The sequence below is a fragment of the Gemmatimonadota bacterium genome, assembly GCA_009835325.1.
GTDB lineage: Bacteria > JAAXHH01 > JAAXHH01 > JAAXHH01 > JAAXHH01 > JAAXHH01.
Genome location: VXWP01000027.1, coordinates 1 through 26123, shown reverse-complemented (window position 1 = coordinate 26123; position 26123 = coordinate 1). Strand labels below are relative to the sequence as shown.

At 62.3% G+C, this 26123-nt stretch carries 21 protein-coding genes and 1 tRNA gene; 12 read left to right on the top strand and 10 right to left on the bottom strand.

Annotated features, from left to right (window positions below):
* Nucleotides 1–5 precede the first annotated feature (5 nt).
* From F4Z81_02830 to F4Z81_02820, 3 genes are all read left to right on the top strand, one after another.
* Nucleotides 6–1448, top strand: a complete 1443-nt coding sequence (locus tag F4Z81_02830; protein ID MXW03983.1) for an adenosylhomocysteinase — start codon at nt 6–8, stop codon at nt 1446–1448.
* Nucleotides 1449–1513: 65 nt separating this feature from the next.
* Nucleotides 1514–2065: a GNAT family N-acetyltransferase gene (locus F4Z81_02825; GenBank protein ID MXW03982.1), complete on the top strand. Its 552-nt coding sequence runs from the start codon at nt 1514–1516 to the stop codon at nt 2063–2065.
* Between the two features lie 3 nt (nt 2066–2068).
* Complete coding sequence (locus F4Z81_02820; protein ID MXW03981.1) at nt 2069–3301, top strand: DegT/DnrJ/EryC1/StrS family aminotransferase; 1233 nt, start codon at nt 2069–2071, stop codon at nt 3299–3301.
* Between the two features lie 54 nt (nt 3302–3355).
* Here F4Z81_02820 and F4Z81_02815 read toward each other — a convergent pair whose 3' ends face one another.
* A complete protein-coding gene (locus F4Z81_02815; protein MXW03980.1) occupies nt 3356–3994 on the bottom strand; it encodes an MBL fold metallo-hydrolase in 639 nt (212 codons plus the stop codon).
* A gap of 130 nt (nt 3995–4124) precedes the next feature.
* Here F4Z81_02815 and F4Z81_02810 point away from each other — a divergent pair, with 130 nt between their 5' ends.
* Nucleotides 4125–6227 (top strand): RNB domain-containing ribonuclease, encoded by a 2103-nt coding sequence (locus F4Z81_02810; GenBank protein ID MXW03979.1) that lies wholly within the window; start codon nt 4125–4127, stop codon nt 6225–6227.
* A gap of 12 nt (nt 6228–6239) precedes the next feature.
* Nucleotides 6240–6647 (top strand): VOC family protein, encoded by a 408-nt coding sequence (locus F4Z81_02805; GenBank protein MXW03978.1) that lies wholly within the window; start codon nt 6240–6242, stop codon nt 6645–6647.
* 10 nt (nt 6648–6657) lie between these two features.
* Here the strand turns inward: F4Z81_02805 and F4Z81_02800 are convergent, their stop codons facing one another.
* The 5 genes from F4Z81_02800 to F4Z81_02780 all read right to left on the bottom strand — a co-directional run bounded on the left by F4Z81_02800 (nt 6658) and on the right by F4Z81_02780 (nt 15335).
* On the bottom strand, nt 6658–9366 hold the full coding sequence (locus F4Z81_02800; GenBank protein ID MXW03977.1) for a TonB-dependent receptor: 2709 nt from the start codon (nt 9364–9366) through the stop codon (nt 6658–6660).
* A 128-nt stretch (nt 9367–9494) separates the two neighbouring features.
* Entirely contained in the window at nt 9495–10379 is an 885-nt protein-coding gene (locus F4Z81_02795; GenBank protein ID MXW03976.1) for a glycosyltransferase, read from the bottom strand.
* A 21-nt stretch (nt 10380–10400) separates the two neighbouring features.
* Entirely contained in the window at nt 10401–11750 is a 1350-nt protein-coding gene (locus tag F4Z81_02790) for a sigma-54-dependent Fis family transcriptional regulator (protein ID MXW03975.1), read from the bottom strand.
* Entirely contained in the window at nt 11707–13590 is a 1884-nt protein-coding gene (locus F4Z81_02785) for a HAMP domain-containing protein (protein MXW03974.1), read from the bottom strand. The genes F4Z81_02790 and F4Z81_02785 overlap by 44 nt, the downstream gene beginning before the upstream one ends.
* 14 nt (nt 13591–13604) lie before the next feature.
* Nucleotides 13605–15335, bottom strand: a complete 1731-nt coding sequence (locus F4Z81_02780) for a hypothetical protein (GenBank protein ID MXW03973.1) — start codon at nt 15333–15335, stop codon at nt 13605–13607.
* A gap of 222 nt (nt 15336–15557) precedes the next feature.
* On the opposite strand from F4Z81_02780, the gene F4Z81_02775 reads away from it, so the two are divergent.
* Nucleotides 15558–15929 carry a hypothetical protein gene (locus F4Z81_02775; protein ID MXW03972.1) on the top strand — a complete coding sequence of 124 codons (372 nt, stop codon included), beginning with the start codon at nt 15558–15560 and terminating at the stop codon, nt 15927–15929.
* 4 nt (nt 15930–15933) lie between these two features.
* Nucleotides 15934–16005: transfer RNA gene (locus F4Z81_02770), tRNA-Gln, on the top strand.
* Here F4Z81_02770 and F4Z81_02765 read toward each other — a convergent pair.
* The 3 genes from F4Z81_02765 to F4Z81_02755 form a co-directional block, all read right to left on the bottom strand.
* On the bottom strand, nt 15977–16492 hold the full coding sequence (locus F4Z81_02765; protein MXW03971.1) for a MarR family transcriptional regulator: 516 nt from the start codon (nt 16490–16492) through the stop codon (nt 15977–15979). The two genes, F4Z81_02770 and F4Z81_02765, sit on opposite strands and share 29 nt — an antisense overlap.
* A gap of 223 nt (nt 16493–16715) precedes the next feature.
* Nucleotides 16716–17897 (bottom strand): PLP-dependent transferase, encoded by a 1182-nt coding sequence (locus F4Z81_02760; GenBank protein ID MXW03970.1) that lies wholly within the window; start codon nt 17895–17897, stop codon nt 16716–16718.
* An 87-nt stretch (nt 17898–17984) separates the two neighbouring features.
* On the bottom strand, nt 17985–19616 hold the full coding sequence (locus F4Z81_02755) for a methylmalonyl-CoA mutase (GenBank protein ID MXW03969.1): 1632 nt from the start codon (nt 19614–19616) through the stop codon (nt 17985–17987).
* Between the two features lie 313 nt (nt 19617–19929).
* Here F4Z81_02755 and F4Z81_02750 point away from each other — a divergent pair, with 313 nt between their 5' ends.
* The 5 genes from F4Z81_02750 to F4Z81_02730 all read left to right on the top strand — a co-directional run bounded on the left by F4Z81_02750 (nt 19930) and on the right by F4Z81_02730 (nt 24711).
* Nucleotides 19930–20589: a hypothetical protein gene (locus F4Z81_02750; GenBank protein ID MXW03968.1), complete on the top strand. Its 660-nt coding sequence runs from the start codon at nt 19930–19932 to the stop codon at nt 20587–20589.
* Nucleotides 20543–21178 carry a hypothetical protein gene (locus F4Z81_02745; GenBank protein ID MXW03967.1) on the top strand — a complete coding sequence of 212 codons (636 nt, stop codon included), beginning with the start codon at nt 20543–20545 and terminating at the stop codon, nt 21176–21178. The genes F4Z81_02750 and F4Z81_02745 overlap by 47 nt, the downstream gene beginning before the upstream one ends.
* A 178-nt stretch (nt 21179–21356) precedes the next feature.
* Complete coding sequence (locus F4Z81_02740) at nt 21357–22376, top strand: thiamine pyrophosphate-dependent dehydrogenase E1 component subunit alpha (GenBank protein ID MXW03966.1); 1020 nt, start codon at nt 21357–21359, stop codon at nt 22374–22376.
* Nucleotides 22363–23364, top strand: a complete 1002-nt coding sequence (locus tag F4Z81_02735; GenBank protein ID MXW03965.1) for an alpha-ketoacid dehydrogenase subunit beta — start codon at nt 22363–22365, stop codon at nt 23362–23364. The genes F4Z81_02740 and F4Z81_02735 overlap by 14 nt, the downstream gene beginning before the upstream one ends.
* A gap of 45 nt (nt 23365–23409) precedes the next feature.
* Entirely contained in the window at nt 23410–24711 is a 1302-nt protein-coding gene (locus tag F4Z81_02730) for a dicarboxylate/amino acid:cation symporter (protein ID MXW03964.1), read from the top strand.
* A gap of 7 nt (nt 24712–24718) precedes the next feature.
* On the opposite strand, the gene F4Z81_02725 is transcribed toward F4Z81_02730, so the two are convergent.
* A complete protein-coding gene (locus F4Z81_02725; protein ID MXW03963.1) occupies nt 24719–26092 on the bottom strand; it encodes a dipeptidase in 1374 nt (457 codons plus the stop codon).
* Nucleotides 26093–26123: the final 31 nt, after the last annotated feature.

Genomic DNA, 26123 nt, shown 5'->3' with positions numbered 1-26123 from the left:
CATACATGGCGCAGGAATTGCCGACCACCATCGAGTTGCCCGACTATTCCGGCCTGCCTTACAAGGTGGCCGACCTGTCTGAGGCGGAACTGGGACACCGAGAAATCGCCATCGCAGAACAGGAGATGCCCGGGCTGATGGCCGTCCGCGAGAAATACGCCCGCGAACAGCCGTTGCGGGACACGCGGATCATGGGTTCCCTCCACATGACGATCCAGACCGCCGTGCTCATCCAGACACTCAGGGCCCTCGGTGCCGAGATTCGGTGGGCTTCCTGTAACATCTTCTCGACCCAGGACCACGCGGCGGCCGCCATCGCGGACGACGGCGTTCCCGTCTTCGCGTGGAAGGGGGAGAGCCTGGAGGAATACTGGGCCTGCACGCTGCAGGCGCTGACCTTCGAAGGCGGAACCGGCCCCACGCAGATCGTGGACGACGGCGGCGATGCCACGCTCCTCATTCACCGCGGCGTGGAGGCCGAGGACGACCCCTCCATCCTGGATGAACCCACGGACAACCGGGAACTGCAGATCATCAACGAAATACTCCGGCGGCAGCTGGACCGGAACCCGCGGTTCTGGCACGATATGAGCGCGAACATACGCGGCGTCTCCGAAGAGACGACCACGGGCGTCCACAGGCTGTACCAGATGATGGAGGACGGCAAGCTCCTGTTCCCGGCCATCAACGTCAACGACTCGGTGACCAAGTCCAAGTTCGACAATCTCTACGGCTGCCGTGAATCGCTGGCGGACGGTCTCAAGCGCGCCCTGGACGTCATGGTCGCCGGGAAGACGGTCGTCGTCTGCGGATACGGCGACGTGGGCAAGGGATGCGCCCAGTCGATGCGGGGATTCGGCGCGCGCGTGGTGATCACGGAGATCGATCCCATCTGCGCGCTTCAGGCCGCCATGGAAGGCTACGAGGTGACCACCATCGAGGACGTGCTGGACCAGGGCCAGATCTTCGTTACGACTACGGGGAACCGGGACATCATCCGCGTCGAGCACATGGAGCACATGCAGGACCAGGCCATCGTCTGCAACATCGGGCACTTCGACAACGAAATCCAGGTGGACGCACTGAACGAATTTCCGGGTATCGTGAAACAGGCCATCAAGCCTCAGGTGGACAAGTATGTATTCCCCGACGGCCGCGCCGTTTTCCTGCTCGCGGAGGGGAGACTGGTGAACCTGGGATGCGCGACGGGTCACCCTTCCTTTGTCATGTCCAGTTCCTTCACCAACCAGGTGATCGCGCAGATCGACCTGCGGCTCAATGAACACGAAACCGGCGTGACGACCTTGCCGAAACACCTGGACGAGGAGGTGGCCAGGCTGCACCTGCAGAAACTGGGCGTGAAACTGACCCGGTTGTCCCGGAACCAGGCGGATTACATCGGCGTCCCCATCGAAGGCCCCTACAAACCCGATCATTACCGATACTGACGGGCAGAAGGGGCGTGGACCATCAGCCTTCCCCGTGAAGTCGCGGGGGATGTCCACCGTTCTCGATGAAAAACTTCAGTTTGTTTTTTGCCACGCTCAGGAACCGATTCAAGGTCGAGGACGTCCCGTTTCAATTTCGCGACCCGGGCGTGCTTGTGGACGGGGATCTGCGGTTGCGGCTCCACGGGACGCTGCCGGGCGACGCGCGGCGCGGCATCGTTCCCGAGTACATCTTCGACATGGTGCGGGCGACCGGCCCGGATACAATCGAAGGACCGGACAAACCGGACCAACCGGCAACCGTGATGGGAAGGCTGTCCTTGCGCATAGGCAACACGGAGCACATCGAAAAGTACGCCGGCCACATCGGATACTCCGTGGACCCGCCCTATCGAGGCCGCCGGCTGGCCGCCCGCAGTTGCCTGCTCATCCTGCCGCTCGCCCGGGCACACGGGATCAACCCGCTCTGGATCACCTGCAATCCGGAGAACACGGCGTCCAGAAGGACCTGCGAGATCATCGGTTCCACGCTGGTGGAGACCGTCCCGATTCCCCCGACCGATCCGCTTTACCGGTGGGACACGAAGTGGAAGTGCCGGTATCGGGTGGATCTTTAGCCCATGTTAGCCCTCCACGGCGGATCGCCCTACCGGGATACGGACTCCCGCCCCTTTCCCACCCGGACGCCCTTCGGCGACGAAGAAATACGACTCGTCACGAAAGCGCTGCGTTCCCAGAATCTCTTTCGGTGGGGTGGCGAACTCACCCCGCTGTTCGAAAGCCGTTTCGCCGAAACCTACGGTGCGAAGCACGCCATCGGATCCACGTCGGGGACCGCGGCCCTGCATGTCGCCATCGGCGCGGTAGACCCGGAACCCGGGGACGAGATCATCACGAGCGCGATCACCGACCTGGGCACAATCATCCCCATCCTGTACCAGAACGCCGTGCCGGTCTTCGCGGACACGGATCCGGAGACACTTACCGTGGACCCGGAGGACGTCGAACGGCTCATCACGCCGCGAACGCGGGCGATCATCGCCATACACCTCTTCGGCAACGCCTGCCGGATGGAGGCCCTGGCGGAGATCTCGCGCCGCATGGGGATTCCGCTCATCGAGGACTGCTGCCAGGCTCACCTGACGCGTTACCGGGGACGGCTGCTGGGCACCTTCGGGGACATCGGCTGCTTCAGTTTCCAGCAGTCGAAGCACATGACCACCGGGGACGGCGGCATGACCATCACGGACGACGACGCCCTGGGCCGCTGCATGCGGAGCTTCGCGGACAAGCACTACGACCGGGATCGGGCAGGATCGCGCATGTACGGACCGCTGGGCATGAACTTCCGAATCACGGAACTGCATTCCGCGGTGGGACTGGCCCAGCTGGAAAAAGTCGGCCGGGTCGTTGCATCGAGGAACCGGCTTGGCGGCCGGCTGTCAAAGGGGATCCAACACCTCGACGGCATCGTGCCGGCGCCGGTGACGCCGGGCGCAACGCACAGTTACTGGTCCTACCCGATGCGGGTCACCGGGTATTCGAATGAAACTTTCGCCAGAGCGTTGAACGCCGAAGGAATCGGGGCGAGTGCCGGGTACATCGGCGATCCGATTTTTCAGTGTTCGGCGGCGCTCACGGACCACCGGACCTACGGGAACTCCCGTTTCCCCTTCTACAGCCCGTACACGGACCGCACCTTCGAGCATGCGGACGAACTGTGTCCGAGCACCCGCGAATTGCTCGGACAACTCGTGATGCTCTCCTTCAACGAACAATATACCGACGGGGATATCGACGACGTGGCCGGCGCGGTGCGGAAGGTCGCATCGGCGCTGGAACGGGTGCGGTGATACGGATCTCGCGGGGCGACCCGGATCGAGCGATGATCCGGATCTCGCGGAGATCTACGGGATGTTGTGCCGTTCCTTGTAGGCGAGCCAGTTTTCCTTGAGATGCAGGAAATCCGCGAAGGTGGGCTGCAGGATGAACGGATTGTTGTTTCGCTCGTAACCGATTGTCGAAGTGGGCTTTACCCCGAAGTCATGACCCGGGTAGACCCCGGTTTCGTCGTCCAGCTCCATCAGGCGCCGCAGGCTGTCGAATTCCTTCCGCGCTTCTTCTTCGGTGGCCGTGCCGCCCACCTTGCCCACGAAGAGCGTATCCCCGGTAATCAGCTTGTCTTCCGCCAGGAGGCACATGCCGTCCTCGCAGTGGCCGGGGGTGTGGATCACGGCCAGCTCGAGTTCACCCAGCCGGAAGATCTCCCCATCCTTGACTTCAATATCATAGAAATACTCCGCGTCCCGGTACATTACCACGTCGAGGCCCAGTTCCTCGATCAGGTGGTCGTTGCCGTTCACGTGGTCATGGTGGGAATGCGTGCAGATGATGCAGGTTAGTTCCACGTCCAGTTCGCCCGCGCGGCGTATGTAGTATTCGGGCCGGTAGGAGGGGTCGACCGCCGCCGCCTTCCGGGTTTCCTCGTCGGCCACCAGGTAACCGAAGTTCCGGTCGCCCCCGTTCTCGATCTGTTCGAATATCATCCTCGTCCCTTTCGAATCGACCTGGTCCTGAATCAAAGTCCGCGTCCATTTATGAACGTCCCGTACCATTCGAATCGCCTGCGCCCCGAGCCGTTGCAACTCGGTTCCCGCATGATATCCCATCGGCGGGATGAAGTCAACCGGTTACCCGCCCGCCGTGAATTCGCTTGACTTCGACCCGGTCCGGGCACAGGATAAATGCATGAAAACACGCGTGTTCAAACGGCTTGAATCCGAAAGAAAAGAGCACTCCGTGCATATCGGCGACCTGATCATCTTCCGTCATCGCGGGGACATTCAGATAGGTATGCTCCAGGCGGTTTCCAGGAAGAAACTCAAGGTGGCGACCTCGGCCAACCGGGTCATGGACATCTCCACCGATCCCATCGTGCGCTATACCGATATCCGGGTCCGCGACCTTCCGGAAATGCTGGCCGTCCGGCGGGAAATCGAGGACCAGGCCCTTTCCTTAGACCTTGAAGAGGTCTGGGACATCCTCAAAGACGATCCCAACGTATTCACCTCGGAAGACATCGGTGAACTGTACTGGGGCGAACCCGGCTCGCCCGAGCAGCGTGCGGCCATGCAGCTGCACCTGAGCCGCCAGTGCCTGTACTTCTGCGAACGGGACAACGGCTTCACGTCCCGCACGACCGACCAGGTCAGAAGCATCCTGGACAAAGAGGCCCGCCAGCGCGCCGTGAGCACCGAGCGGGAAGGGTTCGACCGCTGGCTCGCGGACGAAACGCAACAGGACCTTCAGTCCCTGACGAACCGCCAGAAGCGCTGGTTGTCCCACCTCCGGGATTTCGTCATTCAGGGCGACGAATACGCCGCGATCGACCAGGTGCGCAGCCTGCTGAAGGAAATGCCCACCCTGGCCGGCGGCGATCCGCAGCGATCCGTTTTTGAAGTCATGGTACGAAAGGGGTTCTGGGACGAAGACGAAAATCTCGATCTGCTGCGTTACGAGATACCGACCGAGTTTTCCGACGAGGTCCTCGATTACGCCGCGGGTTGCCGATCCTCCGAATCCGGCCGGGAAGATCTGACCGGGTTGCCGATCCTGTCGATTGACGATGCATCCACCCAGGATATAGACGACGCCCTCTCCGCGGAACGGACCGAGGACGGCTACCGGATCGGCGTGCATATCACCGACGTGGCGGACCTCGTGCCCCGGGATTCGGTCCTGGACCTCGCGGCGCGGGAAAGGATGTCGTCCGTCTACCTGCCGGATCGGCACATACCCATGCTGCCCGCCAACCTCTCGCAGGACCACTGTGCGTTGCTCGAGGGCGAACGGCGTTGTGCCATCAGTTTCTTCTTCACGCTGTCTTCGGAATTCGAACTGCTGGATTCCCGGATCATGCCGTCCCTGATCGTCAACCGGGCGAGGCTGTCCTACGACGAAGCCAACCGGCTGCTGGGTACGATCGAGCAACCCTACGCCGAAGTGCTGCAGATCCTGAACCAGGCGGTGGACGTCTTTTACCAGCGTCGCATCGACCAGGGCGCGGTCGACCTGGAACGCAGCGTAGTCTCGATCAAAGTGGACGGCGAGAAGCGTATCCGGATCGTGCTTCGGGACACTTCCACCCGGTCCGAACACATCGTGTCGGAACTGATGATCCTCGCCAACCGGACCGCCGCGGCGTACCTGGCCGGCCGCGACATACCCGCGATTTACCGTACCCAGGCCGAGACCGACCTGGGCGACCTTGAACAGGCGGAGCACGATGCGGTCTGGCGCTTCCTGGTACTGAGAAGAATGAAGCCGCTCGAACTCAGCCTGAAGTCCCGTCCGCACGCCACGCTGGGCGTAGACACCTACTGCCAGATCACGTCGCCGATCCGGCGGTACGCCGACCTGGTCCTTCAGCGGCAGTTGCGGACGGCCCTGGCGGAAGGCCCCCCGGCCTACGACGCCGAAGAAATGATGGATGAACTGTCCGCCCTCGAACGCAGCAGGATACTGAACAAGATCCAGGCCAGGCGGGAATGGTACTGGTTGCTCAAGCACCTCGAGCAACAGAAAGACGTCCACATCAGGGCGATCGTCCTCGAGACGCGGGAACGGAACATCCTGGTCGAGTTTCCGGATTTCGGAACGAGGATGGCGGTCAAGGCGGAGGGCAGGCCTTCACCGGGTGAAGAAATAATGTTGAGTCCCGTCGCAATCGACCCGTGGTCGGGAACGCTGAGATTGCGGCAGGTTACAGATCAATCCTGAACAGGAAGGAGCATTTCCTTGGTAAAGATACGTTCACTGGAGCATGTAGCCGTGGCCTACCGGGACACGGACGCCGCGGCGAAATGGTACTGCGACGTGCTGGGCTTCGAAATCGCGCTCAAGTTCAACAACCCGGGAAGCGACGCGAATTACTACTTCGTCCGCGATCCCGCCGGCACCTGTTTCATCGAGATCATTTCCATGCCCGAAGGAGATGACACGCAACTCGCCGACATCCGGACCGCCCACGTGCATATCGCCTTCAACGTGGATGACATGGACGAAGCTGTTTCCGTGCTGGAATCGAAGGGTGTTAAGCTGGAAGGTCCGCCGGTCCGGGCCGGGCAGAACATCCTGCTCTTCTTCCGCGATCCGGAAGGCGCACCGCTGCAACTGGTGCAACGGGCGAAGCCGCTCTGAGGCCGAGACTTCAGAAACTGATTTCGAAACCGAACCGTATTTCCCGGGGCGGGGCGTACTGCTGGGGATCCAGGCTCAAAAGGCGCCGCAGCCGGACAAACTCATCCGACCGGCCGGTAAACGACTCCAGGGTATATCCATCGTCCCCCGGACGGCCCGTGTTGGCGTAGACGCTGACGACGTTCCGGCGGTCGAACACGTTCCGGACTTCCGAGAACACCGTGTAGGCGAACCGGCCGGCCCTGAAGCGCTTCCTCAGGCGCAAGTCGAGGTTGGCGAAGGCCGGCAGGCGCGCCTGGTTCCGCTCGATTTCCGTCCGTTCGCGCAGGGCGTTGGTCGGCGTGTAGGGCAGGCCGCTGCCGAAATAACCGACCAGGGACATCCCCCATCCCCTAAGCGGTACGCCCAGTACACGCTGCTGCACGGTTTCGGGCGCGAGCACGTTCACCACGGCTTTCAAGGTATGCCGCTGGTCGAAGGCGAGCGGGAAATAGCCTCTCTCCGCGGGATCGGCGGAGCCGGTCGGCCTGACCTGCTCCGCGTGCTCCTGGGGCGTGGACGCGCTGCCCCGGGCGATGGAGTAGGTGTAGTTGAAGGACCCGGAAACCATGCGCGTCACGTCCCGTTTCACGATCAGTTCCACGCTGCGCACGGAACCAAAATCCGCGTTGTTGAAGATGTAATACATCCCACCGGGATACTGGACCTGCGCCGTCGACGTCAGGTTGGAGATGGTCTTGTAGGAGGCCGTGAACCCGACGCGGACGTCCCCGGACAGCATATGCTCGAGGCCGAACTCATAGGCCACGGTCTTCTGGGGGGCCAGGTCGGGATTCCCCAGGCGCGGGGATTCGCCGCTGAAGTCGCGCCGCAGGTTCGTATAGGCATGCCGGAACTCCGGCGGTTGGTAGAAGTATCCGTAATTGAACCGGAGCAGGCTCCGCGGCGTGAAGGAATGGGAAACGCCCAGACGCGGGCTAAGCCGTAACTTGGTCGAGTTGTCCCGTTGCGCGGCCTGGCCCGACGGTAAATCGACGAAAAACCGCTGGCTCGTGTCCAGGTAATCCATCCGGAGCCCGGCGTCCACGATCAACCGGCTCAACTCCACCCTGTTCTGAAAGTACAGGGCGCCTTCCACGGGATTGACGATGTATCGCTGCCCCTGCGGTACGGCCTGCAGGAACGACCGCTCGTTCCAGTCCAGCCGGTACCACTGCGCTTCGACGCCCGCCCGGACCTGGTTCCAGTAGGTAGCCTGCCCGCTCAGGTCAGCCCTTACACCGTAATAGGTTGCCCGTGCGTCCCGGTACAGCGGGAAGAAGTCGTTGCCTTCCGTGAACGGCAGTCCCTCGTATCGATCGGAAGGCAACTGGGTGGACTCGTAGATCGATCCGTTGTATTGACCATGATCGTCCACCGAATAGCCCGGCCACTCCGACCAGTATCTGTCCGCCAGCATGGTGGGAAACAGGATGCTGTTGGTGGCATACCTGTAAAACCGTGCGGTATAGAAGAGTCGCGGACTGATGTTCTGGCTGACCGACAGGTTGAGCGCCTGGCTGCCGGCCTGCCTTTCCGGAAGTCCGTCCGGATTGAAATCGTAGGAAAGCCCGTTCTGATTGCGATGGTCATACTGGAAATGGCGCTGGCGGAAGTAGTGACCGCTGATCTTCAGCTTCATGAGGGGATAGGGCTTGAACACCAGGTTTCCCGCCACCGTGGCCAGCGAACGGCTGTTGTGGGGGATATGGTGCCCGTCGCTCAGGACCTGGCCGGAAAGGAAATAGCCGCCACGGTTCCCGAACCAGGGCAGCGCGCCACTGAGCGTCCCCTCCAGGCGCCCTCCCCGTCCCGCCGCGGTTTCGTCGTAACTCCCCGCTTCCAGGTCGTACTGGGACTGCAGCGTCGTTGCGGCCCTGAAGGTGCCCGACAGGGGACCGCTTCCCTCGCGGGTCACGATATTGACGACACCCGACATGGCCTCCCCGTACTGCGCGTTGAAGCCGCCCCGGTTGACCACCAGTTCCTCGACCGAAGCCAGGGGTATATGCGTACCCATGCCGCCCAGCAGGGGATCCTCCAGGGTGGCGCCGTCCACGTAGTAGGAGATCTCGTTCGCCCGGCCGCCCCGCACGTGCAGGCCGCCCTCGGCGTCCCGGACCACCCCGTTCTGGAGAAATATCAGATCCGACAGGTCCGTTACGGGCAATGACTCGATTTCCCGGGGGACGATCAATTCACTCGAAGCGGTCAGGTCCGACCGGACGGACGTCCTCCGCGCGGTGATGGTAACGGGTTCGGCCAGGTCGAGCATGGTCGTTTCCAGCTCGAAGTCGATCCGCGTGGTGCGGTCGCTGTTGACGGTCAGCACCTGGGTGCGGACGGGCAGGTAGCCGATCATCTGTACTTCAAGCCGGTACGCGCCTACGGGGACGTTGAGGATGAAATACTCCCCGTTCAACCCGGAAACGGTCCGTGATTCGGTACCCTTTACGCGTACCGTGACGCCGGCCAGCGGATCACCGGTCGCCGCGTCCCGTACAAACCCCGTGACCTTGCCGGAGGTGACGGCCAGGGCGGAACCCGGGACGAGTCCGCATATAAGAATGATCAGCAAAGCGATGCGCTTCATGGGCCTCCAGTTCCTCTCGAGTACGATACAATCATCCGTTACCGACAGGTCGCAAATAACATGCCGACGGGCGTACAGGGCGTCCATTTTCTGCCGGAAACGTTCAAAATCGTGGAATTCCGGGATAAAAACGCCCTGGAAGCGGGGATTCTGCGCGGAATGCGAACGTGAACCGGAAATCTCCTTCGGAACGATGTGAAAGGATTTGCACAGGTTCAGCAGCCCTCTGTCCCGGCGTAACGGGCCAGGCTGACCAGGCTGGCCAGGCTGGCCGCTAAACGCCGTTTCTTGTCCCGGTAGCGATCGGCTTCCTCGAACCTGCGCCGCTTCTCCGCGCCGGCGGCGTATATGTCGATTTTCAGGTACAGGGTATCCAGGGCGGCGGTCAGGGCCTCGTCTTCCAAAGTGCCGCTTTGAATCAGTTTCTCCAGTGCGCGTATGCGGAAACGGTCCATGCCCCAGTACGCGCGAGACAACTGGTCCTCGTGGCCGCCGAACTTCAGCAGCAGGGGTTCGTCCACATAAAGCACGGGTTCCCGTGCGCAGATGCGCAGCCACAGATCGTAGTCTTCGCAGACCGGAAGTTCCGGGTCGAACATGCCGAAGCGCTCGAACAGATCACGATGTATCAGCGCGGAAGAAGGGGAGATGACGCACAGGGGCAGACAATGATGGAAGATGTGTCCACCGTACTTGGCGTGCTTTTTCATGGGATTGACCCGCCTGCCCTTGCGGATCCAGATCTCATCGGTGTGGCAGAACCTGAATCGCGGATCCCGTTCCAGCGCGCTCCACTGTCTTTCCAACTTGCGGGGAAGCCATTCGTCGTCGGAATCGAGCAAGGCGATCCAATCGTGTTTCGCCGCGCTGATGCCGTGATTCCTGGCCGCGCTCACCCCCTGGTTTTCCTGGCGCAGGAACCGCACACCGGGAAAAGTGCGGACGAGGGCGGGGGTACCGTCCGTCGAACCGTCGTCGACCACGATGATCTCGGCCGGCGGCGCTGTCTGTTCCAGGACGGACCGGATCGCCGACGGCAGACGGTCTTCCCGGTTGTAGGTGGGTATCACGACGGAGACGGGACGGATTGTCGATTCCATGCGGTACCATCCTGAAGCCTGTCACTGAAGACCGTATTTCTTGATCTTGTACTGGATGGTCCTGACCGTGACGCCGAGAGCCTCCGCCGCGCGCGTCCGGTTTCCGCCGGATTCCAGCAGCGCCTGTTGGATGAGGCGTTTTTCGGCCTGTCCCCTGGAGTCCTTGAGTGACCCCTGGACGGGGACCTCGGCCGCTTCGATCGCGTGCGCGTTGGGAAAGCCGGGTAAATGTTCCGGCAGGATGCGTTCTCCGTCACTCAATACGACGGCGCTCTCGATGGCGTTCTCCACTTCCCGGATGTTCCCGGGCCAGTCGTACCTCGTGCAGATCTCCAGGGCTTCCTCGGAGATATACTTGTCGCCGAGGCCGTTCTCCCGCGTGTACTTCCGGATGAAGTAGTCGATGAGCGGCGGGATGTCGTCCCGGTGCTCGCGAAGGGGCGGCACCACGATGGGCAGGACGTTCAACCGGTAGTAGAGGTCCTGCCGGTAGCGCCCCTCGGCGACCGCGTCCTCCAGGTTGCGGTTGGTGGCCGCGATCACCCGGACGTCGATGTGCAACGGTTCCGTGCCGCCGAGCCGTTCGAACCGGCGTTCCTGCAGCACGCGCAGCAGCTTGACCTGGACGGCCCCGCTGATCTCGCCGATTTCGTCCAGAAAGATCGTCCCGCCGGCCGCCCGCTCGAAATACCCCTTGCGCGTCGTGCTCAGTGCGCCGGTGTACGCCCCTTTTTCAGTCCCGAAGAGTTCGCTTTCCAGCAGGCTTTCGGGAATGGAGGCGCAACTCACATCCACGAATGGATGTTCCTTCCGGTAGCTTCTGGCGTGGATCGCCCGGGCGATCAGGCTCTTGCCCGTACCGCTTTCACCGAGCAGCAGGATCGTGGTATTGGCCCTGGCGACTTTCTCCACGCGGTCGAAGATGTCCCTGATCCGGGCGCTTTCGCCGATGATGTCCGGATCGGGGATGGAAGACGGTCTGGGTGATGCATTTGTGCGCCGCCGGTTCTTCTTCTCCTGCAGCGCGCCTTCTATGGTGGCGAGCAGTTCCTCTAACTTCACCGGCTTGGTCAGATAGGTAAAAGCGCCGTCGCGCATGGCCTTGACGGCCGTCTCCACGGTGGCGAAGGCCGTCATCATGATGATACTCGTTTCCGGCGAAGTGCCGGTCATGCGCTTGATCAGGTTCAGGCCGTTGACCCGGGGCATTTTCATATCCGTGAGCAAGACGTCGAATTGGCCGTTCCTGGCCGTTTCATAGGCCTGTTCCCCGTCCGCCACCCCCGTGACTTCGTACCCCTCGCCCGACAGCAACTCGACCAGCCCCTCACGGGTGTTCCGGTCGTCTTCCGCGATCAGGATGCGTTCCATGAATGACCTCTGTTCCTTCTTTTCCGGCGGAAGGCTCGGCGATTTCCGCTTCCAGCGCCGGCAGGGTCAGCGTGAAGGCCGTCCCCTTGCCGGGCGTGCTTTCGACCGAGATCACGCCCCCGTGTTTCTCCACGATCTGCTGGGCGATGGGTAGGCCCAGGCCCGTACCGGTCGACTTGGACGTGTAGTACACCTCGAATATACGATCCAGCCGGTCGGGATCAATACCCCTTCCCGTATCTTCAAATTTAATGTGGACCCGGGGGCTTTCGCTGAAGCCTTCCAGGGTCAGGTCCCCGCGGTTGCGGGGCGGCGCCTGTTCCGTGGAGATCGTAAGCGTGCCCCCGGCCTCCATGGCGTCGAAAGCATTCAGCATGATATTCAGGAACACCTGCTTGATCTGGTTGACATCGACCGATACCGGCAGTTCGCCTATCTGGTACCGGGTGTCGATGCGGACGCCCCGTTCCTGTGCCGTGCCCTTGTGGGTGGCGACGACTTCGTCGAGCACCTCGTTGATGTCGTGAGGGTAAGGCACCAGTTCGGGCGGCCGGGCGTAGTTCAGGAAGTTCTCGACGAGGCTGTCGATACGCCAGATTTCCGAAATCACCTTCTCATAGTGCCCGCCCGGTTTATCCAGGTCGCCGTTCTGCTTCTCCATGTCCCGCTTGAGAATCCTGAGGTTGATGATCATGGAATTGAGCGGATTCCGGATCTCGTGGGAGAGGATGGTGGCGAACTTGCTCAGCGTCGCCAGTCGCTCGGCCTGTTTCAGGCGGCGTTCCTTCTCCAGCAACTCGCGGGCCATCTGGTTGAACTCCCGGGCCAGGGTCGTCAGTTCGCCATGGCCCGGCGTTTCTATGGTATGGGTCAGCCTGCCCCGGGCGAACAACTGCGCGCCGCGCACCAGTTCGTAGATCGGTCGGACAATTTTCCGGACGACGAGAACACCGATCAGCGAAGCGACCGCCGCGCTGATCACCATGAGTACGCTGATGCCCACGATCATGTCCCGCGACCTGGCAAAGGCCCGGTCCGCCGGTTGTTCGATGACGACTTTCCACCCGATCGGCGCGACGGTCGCGAAGGCGGCGACCATCTCGCCTGACGCCCCGGTGTAGACCAGCGTGCCGCTCTGCTGTTCACCCAGCGCCGTGCCGACGGGAGAGCCGGTCAAATCGTCCTGGCGGTACACCCTTTCCCGTTCCGGATGGGCAATCAGGCGGCCGTTCCCGGTCGCGACGTAGGCGTTGCCGAATCCTTCCCGTTGTCCCTCCCCCAGTTGAATGTTGTCCACCAGGTCCCACATATCCTTCAGGCTCACCCGCGCCGCGAGATAACCCGTGTGCTCGTCGAGACGCCTCACTGCCACGGTGATCGTCACCGCGGGCAGGCCATCGTCCGCAATGAACACCGGGGAGATCGTGGTGCCGTCCTCCGAAGGAAGCGCCAGGTCCGGCCGTGCCCGCAACGGCCCTTCGAGCCGTGTGGTCAGCCTTTCGCTTCCCACAAGGTCAAGCACGGACAGTTCGCTGAGGAAGTCCTGGCGGATGACCAGGTTGTCGATCAACTGCTGGTACACCGCGTCCGTCGCGTCGATCATGTCCATGTTGTCCGCGGCGAGGTCGATCACGCGCTGCGCCTGTTCGATATACAGGCGGATCTCGTTACTCGCCCGGCGCGCGACCTCGAGGTTGCCGTCCGCTACCGTGTCCTCGATGGAACGGCGGGCCGTCGCGAGCAGAAGCAGTCCGACGATCAGCACCGGAATGGTGGCCAGCGCGATATGGGACACGAGCAGCCGTGGCCACAATCCTTCTCGTAAGTTTCTGGGAAACATGGTTTTGCGCGCCGTCAAGGGGCGTGTTCGGTCCGGAACCAGGCCGCGGGCGACCTGAGCGCTTCACCTGGGCGGCCCAGGTTATTCAAGGTGGGATCGTACGCGATGTAACGGGTATCCACGAAGTAGAGGAACATGCAGGGCTGGTCCCGGACCAGAAGCATTTCGAGCTGCTGGTAGACGGGTCCGGCCCGGTACTGGTCGGGCAGCCCGAAGAGGAAGTTTATGTTGCGGTCGACCTGGCGGTTCCGGTATCCGAGCATGTTCCCCAGGCCGATGCTCTCCGAGTGAAAGACGGCGTAGAGATCGTCTGCCGTGGGCTCGAAATCCTGCACGAACAGCGCCGCGTCGTAGCTGCCGATACCGAGCCGTTGGACCAGTTCCTTCTGGGTAACGGGCACGGGAACGACCTGGATGCCGATATGGTTCAGGTTCAGCTTGACGACCCGCACCGTCTTCTCGGCCGAGGTCTGTCCCCTGGGAAAGAGCAGTTCGAACCGGAGGGGCCGTCCCTCCCGATCGAGGAACCCGTCGCCGTCGCCGTCCTCCCAGCCCTGCAGACGCAGCAGCTCAAGGGCCTCGCGCGGACGGTAATCGAATTCCATGTCGCCGCCCTTGAACTCGAAATCCGGGTGCAGGGGACCCTGGGCCAACACCCCGGCGCCGCGCACGAGCACCTCTTCCAGGATGCGCTGGCGGTCCGTGGCAAAGGTCAGCGCGCGCCGAATGGCCAAATCTGCAAGCAGCGGATGCCGGTGATTGTAGAACACCGCCGAGAAGGCGCGGCTTCCGGGTACGATCGCCTGGATCTTCGCATCGGACCGCGCCCGCTTCAGGTCCTTCAGCGTGCCGTCGCGTTCCACTTCGATAAGATCCACTTCCCGCATGATGAAAGCCGCCTGCAGGGATTCGGACGTGGGGTAGAACCGGTAGACCACCCGGTCCAGGCTCGCGCGGCCCTGGTGCCAGGTTTCATTGGCCTCGAGCGTCACCGTATCGTGGACGGGCCATGACGCGACCCGGTACGGACCCAGTCCGATTGGCCGGGTCGTTTCCAGGTGCGCGCCGGCGTCGGCGAAGAGGCCGGGGCCCATCTGGTGACGGGGCAGAATGGGCAGGGTCGCGAGCCGGTTGGGAAAGGTTTCGATCGGCGACTTCATGATGATGCGAACGGTCTGCTGGTCGAGGGCGGTAATCTGATCGATGTTCTGGAAATAGCGGTGGAAGACGGGATCGTACACCCGGGCGGCCTTGTACCGCGTGTACGTAAAGATCACGTCGGCGGCCGTCATCGGCTCCCCGTCGTGGAATTCAATATCCTGTTTCAGCCGGAACACCCAGTCGCGGCCGTTCGACAGCTTGAAGGGCAGATAGGCCAGCCCGTCCGACGGCGTACCCGATTCATCCACGCGAAGCAGGCCATCGCCGTAGATCAACGAGGCAATCTCCCGCTCCACGCCGAGACTGTTGAACAGGGGGTGGAAGGTGAGATCTCCGACGGCCACCTTGCCGATGGTGACCACACCGCCTTCCAAAGCCGGGCTGTCCTGGGGATTAAGGCGCTCCTGTGGCTCCGGACGCACCTGGGACTGGCCGAGGACCGCGTCGGGTAAAAACAGCAGGGACAGGCCCAGGATCGACGTGCAGGCAAGCAGGTTTCTGACCGTGAGATGCCGTGCTTTCAGCATGAAAACACCGCCCAGTAATACCTGATCTGGAGGAGGGGATCGTGTGAGTTTCAACATTTTACTATCGATTGGACCGCCTGTCAAGCAGATAACGGCCCGGGCGCGCGGGTCAACTCGGGATGCCGGCTGTCGCGGACTACCTGTCAAGTCGGGTCAACAGCCAACTTCCGATTGACACGCGGCGGCCGGCCGGGTAGATTGAGCCGGGCCGCTGGTACCGCGGTAGTCAGGGCAACTGTTTCGGGTATTCTTATGGATGGAAACAACGGCTCAGGGTCAATGCGAAAGCGAGCCGGTTGCGTCGCTGCCCTGTTTTTAGCGGCATTCGTGCATGCGGCCTGCGGGGGCGAAGATACCTTCGTGCTGACCGTATACAACACGCTGGAGAGTACCGAAGCCATTCAGGTCGACCTGGCGGGGGACGCGAGGGAACTGCCGGTAGGCGCGTACACGGAGTTCCGGTCCGTCAAGCCGGGGACGCACATCCTGTCGGTGGAATCCCCTACCTGTGCGGGAGTCGACCGCAACTCGGTGGAAGTCGCCGCCGATACCATTCTCAGGTACCGGGCTGAAAGAAACGTGCAGACGGGGGCGTGCGAAATCGCGTGGCGGGTAGAAGTCTTCCGGTCAGAAACGCCGACCGGTCCGTGAGTATTCCGGGGTCGTTCAATTGGCAGGACACCAGATTTTGGTTCTGGCTATCCAGGTTCGAGTCCTGGCCCCGGAGTTTGCCGCTTTGAATTTGCCCCTGCTGATTTCAGTACTTCGTCTTCGGTCTGCCACAATAACTCCAACGAATCCACCATGGACTCCAGACTCTCCGCATCCCACCTCTCCGCGATCTGCAACGCACGCTGTCGAGCGTGACTCAAGAACACTTCCGTAGCTTCCCTGCCGAGATCGGTAAGTTCACAGATAATCAACCTGCGGTCGGTCGGACTCGAGCCTCGCTTGACATACTCCTTTTGAACCAGGTTCTTCACGATGATCGTCGTGTGGGCGATCGAAGTGCCCAGTTCGCCCGCGATAGCGCTCATCTTCAAGGGGCCGAAGTATCCCAGCAGGAACAGGGTGTTCATCTGGTGCGTATTCACGTGCAGGCGTCGGAGTTCTGTAATACGACCGCTGAACATCAAGCGATTCAGATGTTCAACCGCATTTACGAACCTTTCGATCAGCTTGCCTTCCGGGCCTGTTGTCGGTTTTCTCTGCATAATCGCCTTATTGGAAATGTGGGTTCACACATCACATGAAGAAAACGACTATTCTCTGAATATAAACATTTCTGCTAAAGTAACAACTGATTCGAATAGAACCAGCGGTCACGATCGAATTACCGATGCAGGAAGATGGATCGAACGTCAGGACGGAATCTGAGGAACGGTAACGGATGGTCGCGGGTTACCCGTCCCTGAGAACCCGCAACCCATGATCCGCCTAGATCTGTCCCAGGGCCTGGTCCAGGTCGGCGATCAGATCGTCGGCGTTTTCTATCCCCACGGAAAACCGGACGAGTTCGTCCTTGATGCCGATCTCGAGGCGCTCGGACCGGTCCATTTCATAGAAGGACATGATGGCGGGCTGCTCGATCAGGCTCTCCACACCGCCCAGGCTCGGCGCGATGTAGGGGATGCGCACCGCGTCGATGAAGCGGATGGTCGTATCCATGTCGCCGTCGACCTCGAAGCTCACCACGCCGCCGAAACCGCTCATCTGCCTGCGTGCGATTTCATGCCCCGCGTGGCTTTCCAGTCCGGGATAGTACGTCTTCCGGATGCGCGGATGGTCTTCCAGGAAACGGGCGACGGCCAGGCCGTTCGCGTTGTGCTGTTCCATGCGCAGGGCGAAGGTCTTCAGGCCGCGGATCAGCAGGTACGCGCCGTGCGGATCGACGATGCCCCCTGTGACGTCGCGGAACTCGCGGACGGCGGCAATAAGCGGCGCGCTGCCCACGACGGCGCCGGACAGCAGGTCGTTGTGGCCGCCCAGGTACTTCGTGGCGCTGTGGAGGACCAGGTCGATCCCGAATTCCAGCGGCTTCTGGTTGTAGGGCGTGGCGAACGTGCCGTCGATCAGCACCTTAACCCGGTGCCGATCGGCGATCTCCACGACTTTCTCCAGGTCGATCACGTTCAGGTACGGATTCGTGGGAGATTCGGATACGATGAGCCGGGTCTTCGAGGTGATCGACGAGGCCAGTTCATCGTAATCGCCCGTCTTGACGAAGGTCACGTCGATGTTGTACCGCGGGAGGATCTGCCGGCAGAACTGGCGGCTGCGCCGGTAGCACTCGTCCATGACGATCACATGGGCGCCGGAGGAGAGCATGGCGAGCAGCACGGAGGTGAAGGCGCTCATCCCCGAAGAGAACAGGGCGGCGTCCTCACCGCCTTCCAGCTCGGCGATCTTGCGCTCCGCCACCGACTTGGTGGGGTTGCCGTAGCGTCCGTATTCCTCCCGGTCGACCTCACCCGTGGTGTATTCGATCAACTCCCGGGTATTCTGGAACACGTAGGTGGAAGTCTGGACGATGGGATTGGTCACCGACGAAAACGGTTTGTCGCGGTGTTCCCCGCCATGCACGGAGCGGGTGGACAGTCCCTTCTTGTTACGCGGCATGTGATCCGGTTTCCCTTAAGGTTTCTTATTGCTATGGCATTCTGCATGGCCACTTTGGCATCCTATGGCAATTGCGGTCGTCGCGCGTCAATAGGCCGCGGGTTCCTCGTACAGACCGTGCACTTCCTGCATCACGCCCACGATCTCTCCCAGCGTGGCGTAGGCCTTCACCGCGGCCAGCATGGGCGGCATGATATTCTCCCCGTTCCGCAGCGCGGTCCCCAGGTCATCGAGGGCGTGCCCGGCGGCAGGGTCGTCTCTCCGACGCCGCACCGCGTCGAGTCGGCTTCGCTGTTCCCTTTCGATGCGGGGGTCGATGCGCAGCGTCTCCAGGTCGCGGTCCTCGGGGGCGAAGAAATCGTTCACGCCGGTGATGATCCGTTCCCGGTCTTCGATCTCCGCCTGGTACCGGTTGGCCGCGGACATGATCTCGCGCTGGGGAAAGCCCGCTTCGATCGCCCCCACCATGCCGCCGAAGGCGTCGATCTTCTTGAAATACGCCTCGGCCTCCTCTTCCAGCCGGTTCGTCAGGGACTCGACGTAGTAAGATCCTCCCAATGGATCGACCGTGTCGGTCACGCCGGTTTCATGGGCGATGATCTGCTGGGTCCGCACGGCGATGCGGGCCGCCTTTTCCGAAGGCAGTGCGTAGGCTTCGTCCAGCGCGTTGGTATGCAGCGACTGGGTGCCGCCCAGCACCGCGGACAGCGCCTCCACGGCCGTGCGCACGATGTTGTTCTCCGGCTGCTGGGCGGTCAGGCTGCACCCGGCGGTCTGGGTGTGGAAACGCAGCATCCAGGATCGCTCGGACCGGGCGCCGTACCGCCGGCGCATGTGGCGCGCCCAGATCCTCCTGGCGGCGCGGAACTTTGCGATCTCTTCGAAGAAATCGATGTGGGCGTTGAAGAAGAAGGAAAGCCGGGACGCGAAGCGGTCGACTTCGAGGCCGGAGGCCATGCAGGCGTCGACGTAGGCAAATCCGTCCGCCAATGTGAAGGCCAGTTCCTGGGCGGCCGTCGCGCCCGCCTCCCGGATATGGTACCCGCTGATGCTGACGGGGTTCCACCGGGGTACGCGCTCCGTGCAGAAAACCACCGTATCGGATACGAACCCAACCGCGGAGGACGGCGGGCAGATCCACTCCTTCTGCGCGATGTATTCTTTCAGGATGTCGTTCTGCAGCGTGCCCCGCAACCCGGTCCAGGGTATGCCTCTTTTCTCCGCCAGGGCCAGGTACATGGCCAGCAGCACGGCGGCCGGGGCGTTGATGGTCATGGACGTGCTGATCCGGTCCAGCGGGATGCCGGTAAACAGGGTCTCCATATCTTCCAGCGTGTCGACGGCGACCCCGCAGACGCCCACTTCGCCTTCGGAGGACGGGTGGTCCGAATCCAGCCCCATCAGCGTGGGCACGTCGAAGGCCACCGACAGGCCGTTCTGGCCCTGTTCCAGGAGAAACTTGAAACGGGCGTTGGAATCGGCCGCGGAACCGAAGCCGGAGAACTGCCGGATGGTCCAGGGCCTGCCCCGGTACAGGGAAGCGTGGATCCCGCGCGTGTAGGGGTACTGCCCCGGGTATCCTTCGTCGCGCAGATAACCGGTACCGGACTGCCGGCCGGCCGTATACAACCCTTCCACGGGAGACCCGGAGATATTGGTGAAGGAAGCCTTGCGCAGGGGCCGCCCCCCGTTTTCAGCTTCCTTCGGCTTTCTTTTCATTCCGTCCATCGCGACCGCCCGGCAAGACTTAATTGCGCCAGACTATTTCAGTTACACCCACAATCAACACCGTAATATAGCCACGGGCAGGGGGTCGTCAAGCGGGAAGTGCTCCCCTGAAACACCCGCGGGAGCTGCCGAATTCCGTTGACATTTTCGACACCCACCGGTTAAGATTCGCATGACCCGATCACACTTTTGATCGCGATAATCGCGCGCGGCGATTTCCGGATTCGCCGCCCATCGTGCCGCGTTCGTCATCCATTTCAATAGTGGTTTCCCGCGTCATTTTCTCAAATTCCGAACCTCCAGCATGGCTATGAACACGCTCGAGATACCGCTTTTCCCGCTCAATACCGTGCTCTTTCCGGGCATGCCCCTGCACCTTCACATTTTTGAACCCCGCTACAAGGAAATGGTGCAAAAGTGCCTCCACGAGAAAACGGAATTCGGCATTCTCCTCCTCCATGAAACCCAGTTGTGCCAGGTAGGCTGCACGGCCCGGATCACGCAGATCCTGAGACAGTTCGAGAACGGTTCCATGGATATCCTCACCGAGGGCCGCAGGCGGTTCCGGGTCCTCGACGTGCTGAACCGCGAGTCTTACCTGGAAGCCGTCGTGGAGTACTTCGACGACGAGAACGAGGACATCCCCTCCGACCTCCTGAAAAAGGTCCTGAACGCCTACCAGAAGATGATCCGCCTGCAGACCAGGGGCGTGGGCGCCATCCGCGGCATATTCGACCCGGTGCACTTCTCCTTCATCATCGCGTCGACGATCGACATGGTGCTGAAGGACCGGCAATCCCTGCTGGAACTGACTTCCACCACGGAACGGATCAGGAAACTCGACACGGCGCTCCTCGTGACGATGCAGAAACTGGACAAGCAGGAAAAACTGAAGCGCGTGGCCGAAATGAACGGACATGGCAAGCACGAGCCCGAAGAAAGCGAATCCAAAGACGGCGAATAGCGCCGCCGGCACGCGCCGCCTGACGGCCATGGCCGTGGCCGTTGCCCTCGCGGTCCTCCTCGGGTTCATCCGTCTGTACCGGCTGCCGTGGGGCGGTTCGCTTTCGCTCAAGATCCTGCCCCTGGTCTACCTGGCGATCACCTACGGACCCAGGGCGGGCATGGCCGGCGGGCTCGCCGCGGGCCTGGTCACGCTGATCCTCGACCCGGTCATCTTCCATCCCATACAGGTCTTCCTGGACTACCTGCTGCCCTACGCGCTGATCGGGATCATCGGCTTCTTCCCTTCCTGGCCCCGGGTGGGCATCCTGGCGGCCGGCGTACTCCGCCTGGCAAGCCACGTGGTGTCCGGCGCGGTCTACTTCGCGGCCTTCACGCCCCCGGAACTGAACCGGCAGGTTTACGAACTGGTCCGGGATTACACGGGGATCACCCTCTCCCCACTGCTCCAGGATTGGACGGCGCCGTGGCTCTACGCCCTGCTCTACAATGCCAGCGTCGTCGTTCCCGAGACGGTCCTGATGTTCCTCTTCGCCCCGCCGCTGGTCCGCCGGCTCAACCGTGGATTCGCGCCGGAACAAACCCGGTGAGCGCAGGCGTGGAAACCGCCGAAACCGGGTGGGATCGACGACGCCTCGGCGGGGGTATTTTCCTCTTGCCTGACGGCCGGCCCTCCCGTATTATGTCACAATTCGTCCGAACCGTTTATTCCTATACGTCCGTACCGAATCTCCAATCCCGCCGCTACGGCCAAGGAGAGCTCGAAACATGTCCGAATCCCTGGAGCTGATCACGACCTCCAGCGACGAAGGAACGCTGCCACTGCCCGAGCCGCTGTGCCGGGAAATCTACGATAAAATGCTGACCATTCGGCGTTTCGAGGAGGCCGTTCTGGAGATCTACACCCAGGGCCTGATGCGCGGCCTGGCGCACCTGTACATCGGCCAGGAAGCCTCGGCCGTGGGCATCTGCTCGGCGTTGAACGACGACGATTACCTCACCAGCACCCACCGGGGCCACGGCCACCTGATCGCCAAGGGCGGCAAAGTCGATCGCATGATGGCGGAAATGATGGGCAAGGTCGACGGCTACAACCGCGGCAAGGGCGGCACCATGCACATCGCCGACATGAGCCTGGGCATCCTGGGCGCCAACGGCATCGTCGGAGGCGGCATGGGCATGGCGACCGGCGCGGCCCTGAGCGGCAAAATGCGCGGTTCCGGGCAGGTAGCCGTGTGCTTCTTCGGCGACGGCGCCATCAACCAGGGTGCCTTCCTGGAATCCGCCAACCTGGCTTCCGTCTGGTCGCTGCCCGTCCTGTTCGTCTGCGAAAACAACCACTATGGAGAATATACGGCCGCCAGCGACGTAACGGCCGTCCGGGAGCACGTGGCCGAACGGGCCGCGGGGTTCAACATGCCGGCCATGGTGGTGGACGGCAACGACGCCGTTGCGGTGCACCAGACCGCGGTGGAGATGGTGAAGCGGGCCCGGGCCGGCGAGGGGCCGTGCCTGATCGAGAACAAGACCTACCGGTACCGCGGGCACCACGTGGGCGACGGCGACCCGGAAAAGACCTACCGGACCCAGGAGGAGACGGACACCTGGCTCGCGAAAGATCCTATTCCCCGCTTCGCCCGGCGCATGATGAAGGCGGGCATGGTCGACGAGACGGAACTGGAATCCATCGACGCGGATATCACGAAACGGGTGGAAGACGCCGTGGCCTTCGCCAACGAATCCCCCTATCCCACGGCCGACGAGGTAACCGACCATGTCTACGCCTGAGCGTGTGATCACCTATGGCGAAGCAGTACGCGAGGCCATCGCGGAGGAGATGCGGCGGGACGAGACCGTCTTCTTCATGGGAGAGGACGTGGCCGCCGCGGGCGGGGTCTTCAAGGTCACCGTGGGGCTGCTCGAAGAGTTCGGCGAAGACCGGGTGCGGGACACGCCCATTTCGGAAGCGGGCATCATGGGCGCCGGTGTGGGCGCCGCCCTGACGGGCATGCGGCCCATCGTCGAGATCATGTTCGGCGACTTCATCACTATCGCCATGGACCAGATCGTCAACCAGGCGGCCAAGATGTGTTACATGACCGGCGGACAGGCCAAAGTGCCGCTGACGATCCGGACCACGATCGGCGCGGGCCGTTCCTCGGCAGCCCAGCACTCCCAGAGCCTGCAGGCCTGGCTGTCCCACATACCCGGCGTCAAGGTGGCCATCCCCTCCACGCCGGCCGACCTGAAGGGCCTGCTCAAGACCTCCATCCGCGACGACAACCCCACCGTCATCTACGAAGACAAGATGATGTACGCCCTGAAGGGGCCGGTACCCGATGACGACGACTACACCATACCCTTCGGCGTGGCCGACATAAAGCGGGAAGGGTCGGACGTGACCCTCGTCGCCACCTCGAGCATGGTGCATACCGCGCTCAAGGCCGCGGACATGCTGGACAAGGAGGGAATCAGCGCGGAGGTGGTGGATCCCAGGACGCTTTCACCTCTCGATATGGACACGATCATTCGTTCCGTCGAGAAGACCAGCCGCGCCGTGGTGGTCGACGAAGCCTACCAGAGCTACGGAGTCACGGGTGAACTGGCCTCCCGGATCGCCGACGAAGCCTTCGACTACCTGGACGCCCCGGTGAAGCGCGTGGGCGCCATGGACGTCCCCGTACCCTTCAGTCCCGGGCTGGAGCCGCAGACCATTCCCGACGAGGCGAAACTTGTCCACACCGTCCAGGGCCTGTTCCACGACGTTACCGTCTAAACCGAGACTGCGGATTAAGCCGAGTCTGCGGAGCGATCATACTAAATGAACCTTTGGCGCCTTCCCCTGCACTGGAAGATTATCATCGGGTTGATTCTCGGATTGTTCTACGGGATCCTCTCCGCGGCCATGGGCTGGAGCCGGTTCACAGAGGACTGGATCACGCCCTTCGGCGACATCTTCCTGAACCTGCTCAAGGTCATCGCCGTTCCCCTCGTGCTGGGCTCGCTCATCATGGGCGTCGCCTCCCTGTCGGACGTGAGAAAACTGTCGCGCATCGGCGGCAGGACGATCGCCATTTACATCCTCACGACGACCGTCTCCGTGACCATCGGGCTCGTCATGGTCAATTTGCTCGAACCCGGGACGGGCGTGCCCCAGGGGTTGCAGGAACAGCTGCAGTCGGCCTACCAGACCGACGCGGAATCCGACATGGAACGGGCCGAAACGGCCAGGGAGCGGGGGCCGCTGCAGGTCTTCGTGGACATGACTCCCGATAACATCTTCGGCGCGTTGAGCAACAACGGACGCATGCTCCAGGTCGTTTTCTTCTCACTCCTCTTCGGCATCGCCCTGGTACTGATCCCGTCCGACAAGAGCAAACCCCTGGTGGATTTCTTCTCCGGTCTCACGTCGGTCATCATCCAGATCGTGAACATGATCATGGTCGTCGCGCCGATCGGCGTCTTCGCCCTGATCGCCAAGACCATCAACCAGGTAGCCCAGGACGACCTGTCCGCGGTCGGCGAACTCCTCGGCGCCCTGGGTTTCTACTGCCTGGTGGTCCTCCTGGGGCTGCTGATCCACGGCATCATCACCTACCCGGTCATGCTCAAGATCTTCTCCAACATGAAAATCGGGCGGTTTTTCCGGGGTATCGCCCCGGCCCAGCTCCTGGCCTTCTCATCCAGCTCCAGCGGGGCCACGCTCCCCGTCACCATGGATGTGAGCCAACGGAATCTCGGGGTTTCAAAAGAGGTTTCGTCCTTCGTCCTGCCTCTCGGCGCCACGATCAACATGGACGGCACCGCGCTCTACCAGGCCGTGGCCGCCGTGTTCATCGCACAGGCCCTCGGTCTCGGGCTCGACATGACCGCCCAGTTGCAGATCGTCCTCACGGCAGTACTCGCCTCCATCGGTACCGCCGCCGTGCCCGGCGCGGGCATCATCATGCTGATCATCATCCTGGAGACCATCGGCGTGCCGGCCGCGGGCATCGCGCTGATCCTCGGCGTCGACCGCATCCTCGACATGTGCCGCACCGCGGTGAACGTCACGGGCGACGCCGCCGTGGCGACCTCGGTGGACGCCATGGAGAAACGGGCGGCCGCCCGTCAGTCCGCGTAACGGCCGGTCAGTCCGCGTATCGTCCGTATTCCTCGTAGAACCAGGCCGCACTGTCGATGCCCCGGTAGAAATTGGGCAGGTGGAACTTCTCGTTGGGCGCGTGGGCGTCGCAGTCGGGCAGGCCGAAAGCCATCAGGACCGTGGGCAGGCCGAGTATCTCCTCGAACATGGCCACCACCGGTATGCTGCCGCCTTCCCGGATGTAGACGGGCTCCTTGCCGAAGCCCCTCGTTATGGCCTCGTGGGCGGCCGTCACCGCGGGATGGTCCCGCGCCGTGAGGACTGGCTTGCCCGTGCCGTGATGGATGACTTCCACCTTGACCGAGGGCGGTGCGAGGCTTCTGACGTAGTCGTCGAACGACCGGGCGATCTTTTCGGGGTCCTGGTTCGGCACGAGGCGCATGCTCACCTTGGCCATGGCCTTCGAAGGGATCACGGTCTTCGATCCCTCGCCCGTGAATCCTCCCAGCATTCCGTTCACATCGAGAGTAGGCCGCGCCCACAGGCGTTCCAGGGTCGAGTAGCCTTTCTCGCCCGTGGATTCCGGCAGGCCCAGTCTCCCGGCGAATCCTTCCTCGTCGAAGGGCAGGGCGGCAAGCGACGCACGCTCTTCATCGTCCAGGGCCAGGACGTCGTCGTAGAAACCGGGGACGGTGATCCTTCCGTCGCCGTCCACCATCCTGGCCAGGATCTCCGACAATACGTTCAGGGGGTTGGGAACCGCGCCGCCGTAGACGCCCGAATGCAGGTCCTTATTGGGTCCCTCGAGCCGGACTTCCATGTAGGCCATGCCCCGCAGGGCATACCCGATCGAGGGCTGCTCGTAGTCGAACATGGACGTGTCGGAAATGACCACCACGTCCGCCGCCAGTGCTTCCCTGTGGCTTTCCAGGTAGGCTTCCAGGTTCTCGCTCGAGACCTCTTCCTCGCCCTCGATCAACAAGCGGACGTTCACGGGCAGCCGGCCGTTCTCCCGCAGGTGGGCCTCCAGTGCCTTCACGTGCAGCCAGACCTGCCCCTTGTCGTCCGTCGATCCCCGGGCGTAGAGGTTGTCGCCCCGGATCACGGGATCGAAGGGATCGCTTTCCCACAACTCAAAGGGTTCGGCGGGCTGGACGTCGTAGTGGCCGTATAACAGGACGGTGGGCTTGCCGGGCGCACCGAGCCAATCCGCCGTCACGATGGGATGGCCGGGCGTGGGATTCACGGCCACGTTATGCATGCCGATCCGCTCCAGTTCGCCGGCGAGGAACCGGGCGCACCGGCGCAGGTCCTCCCGGTGGTGGGGATGGGTGCTCACGCTGGGAATGCGGAGGAAATCCTTCAAGCCCTCCAGGGCCTGGGTCCGCTGTCCTTCCAGGTACGAAATGACGCTGTCCATGATTTGCGATTCCGTTCGTTGGGGTTGGGGG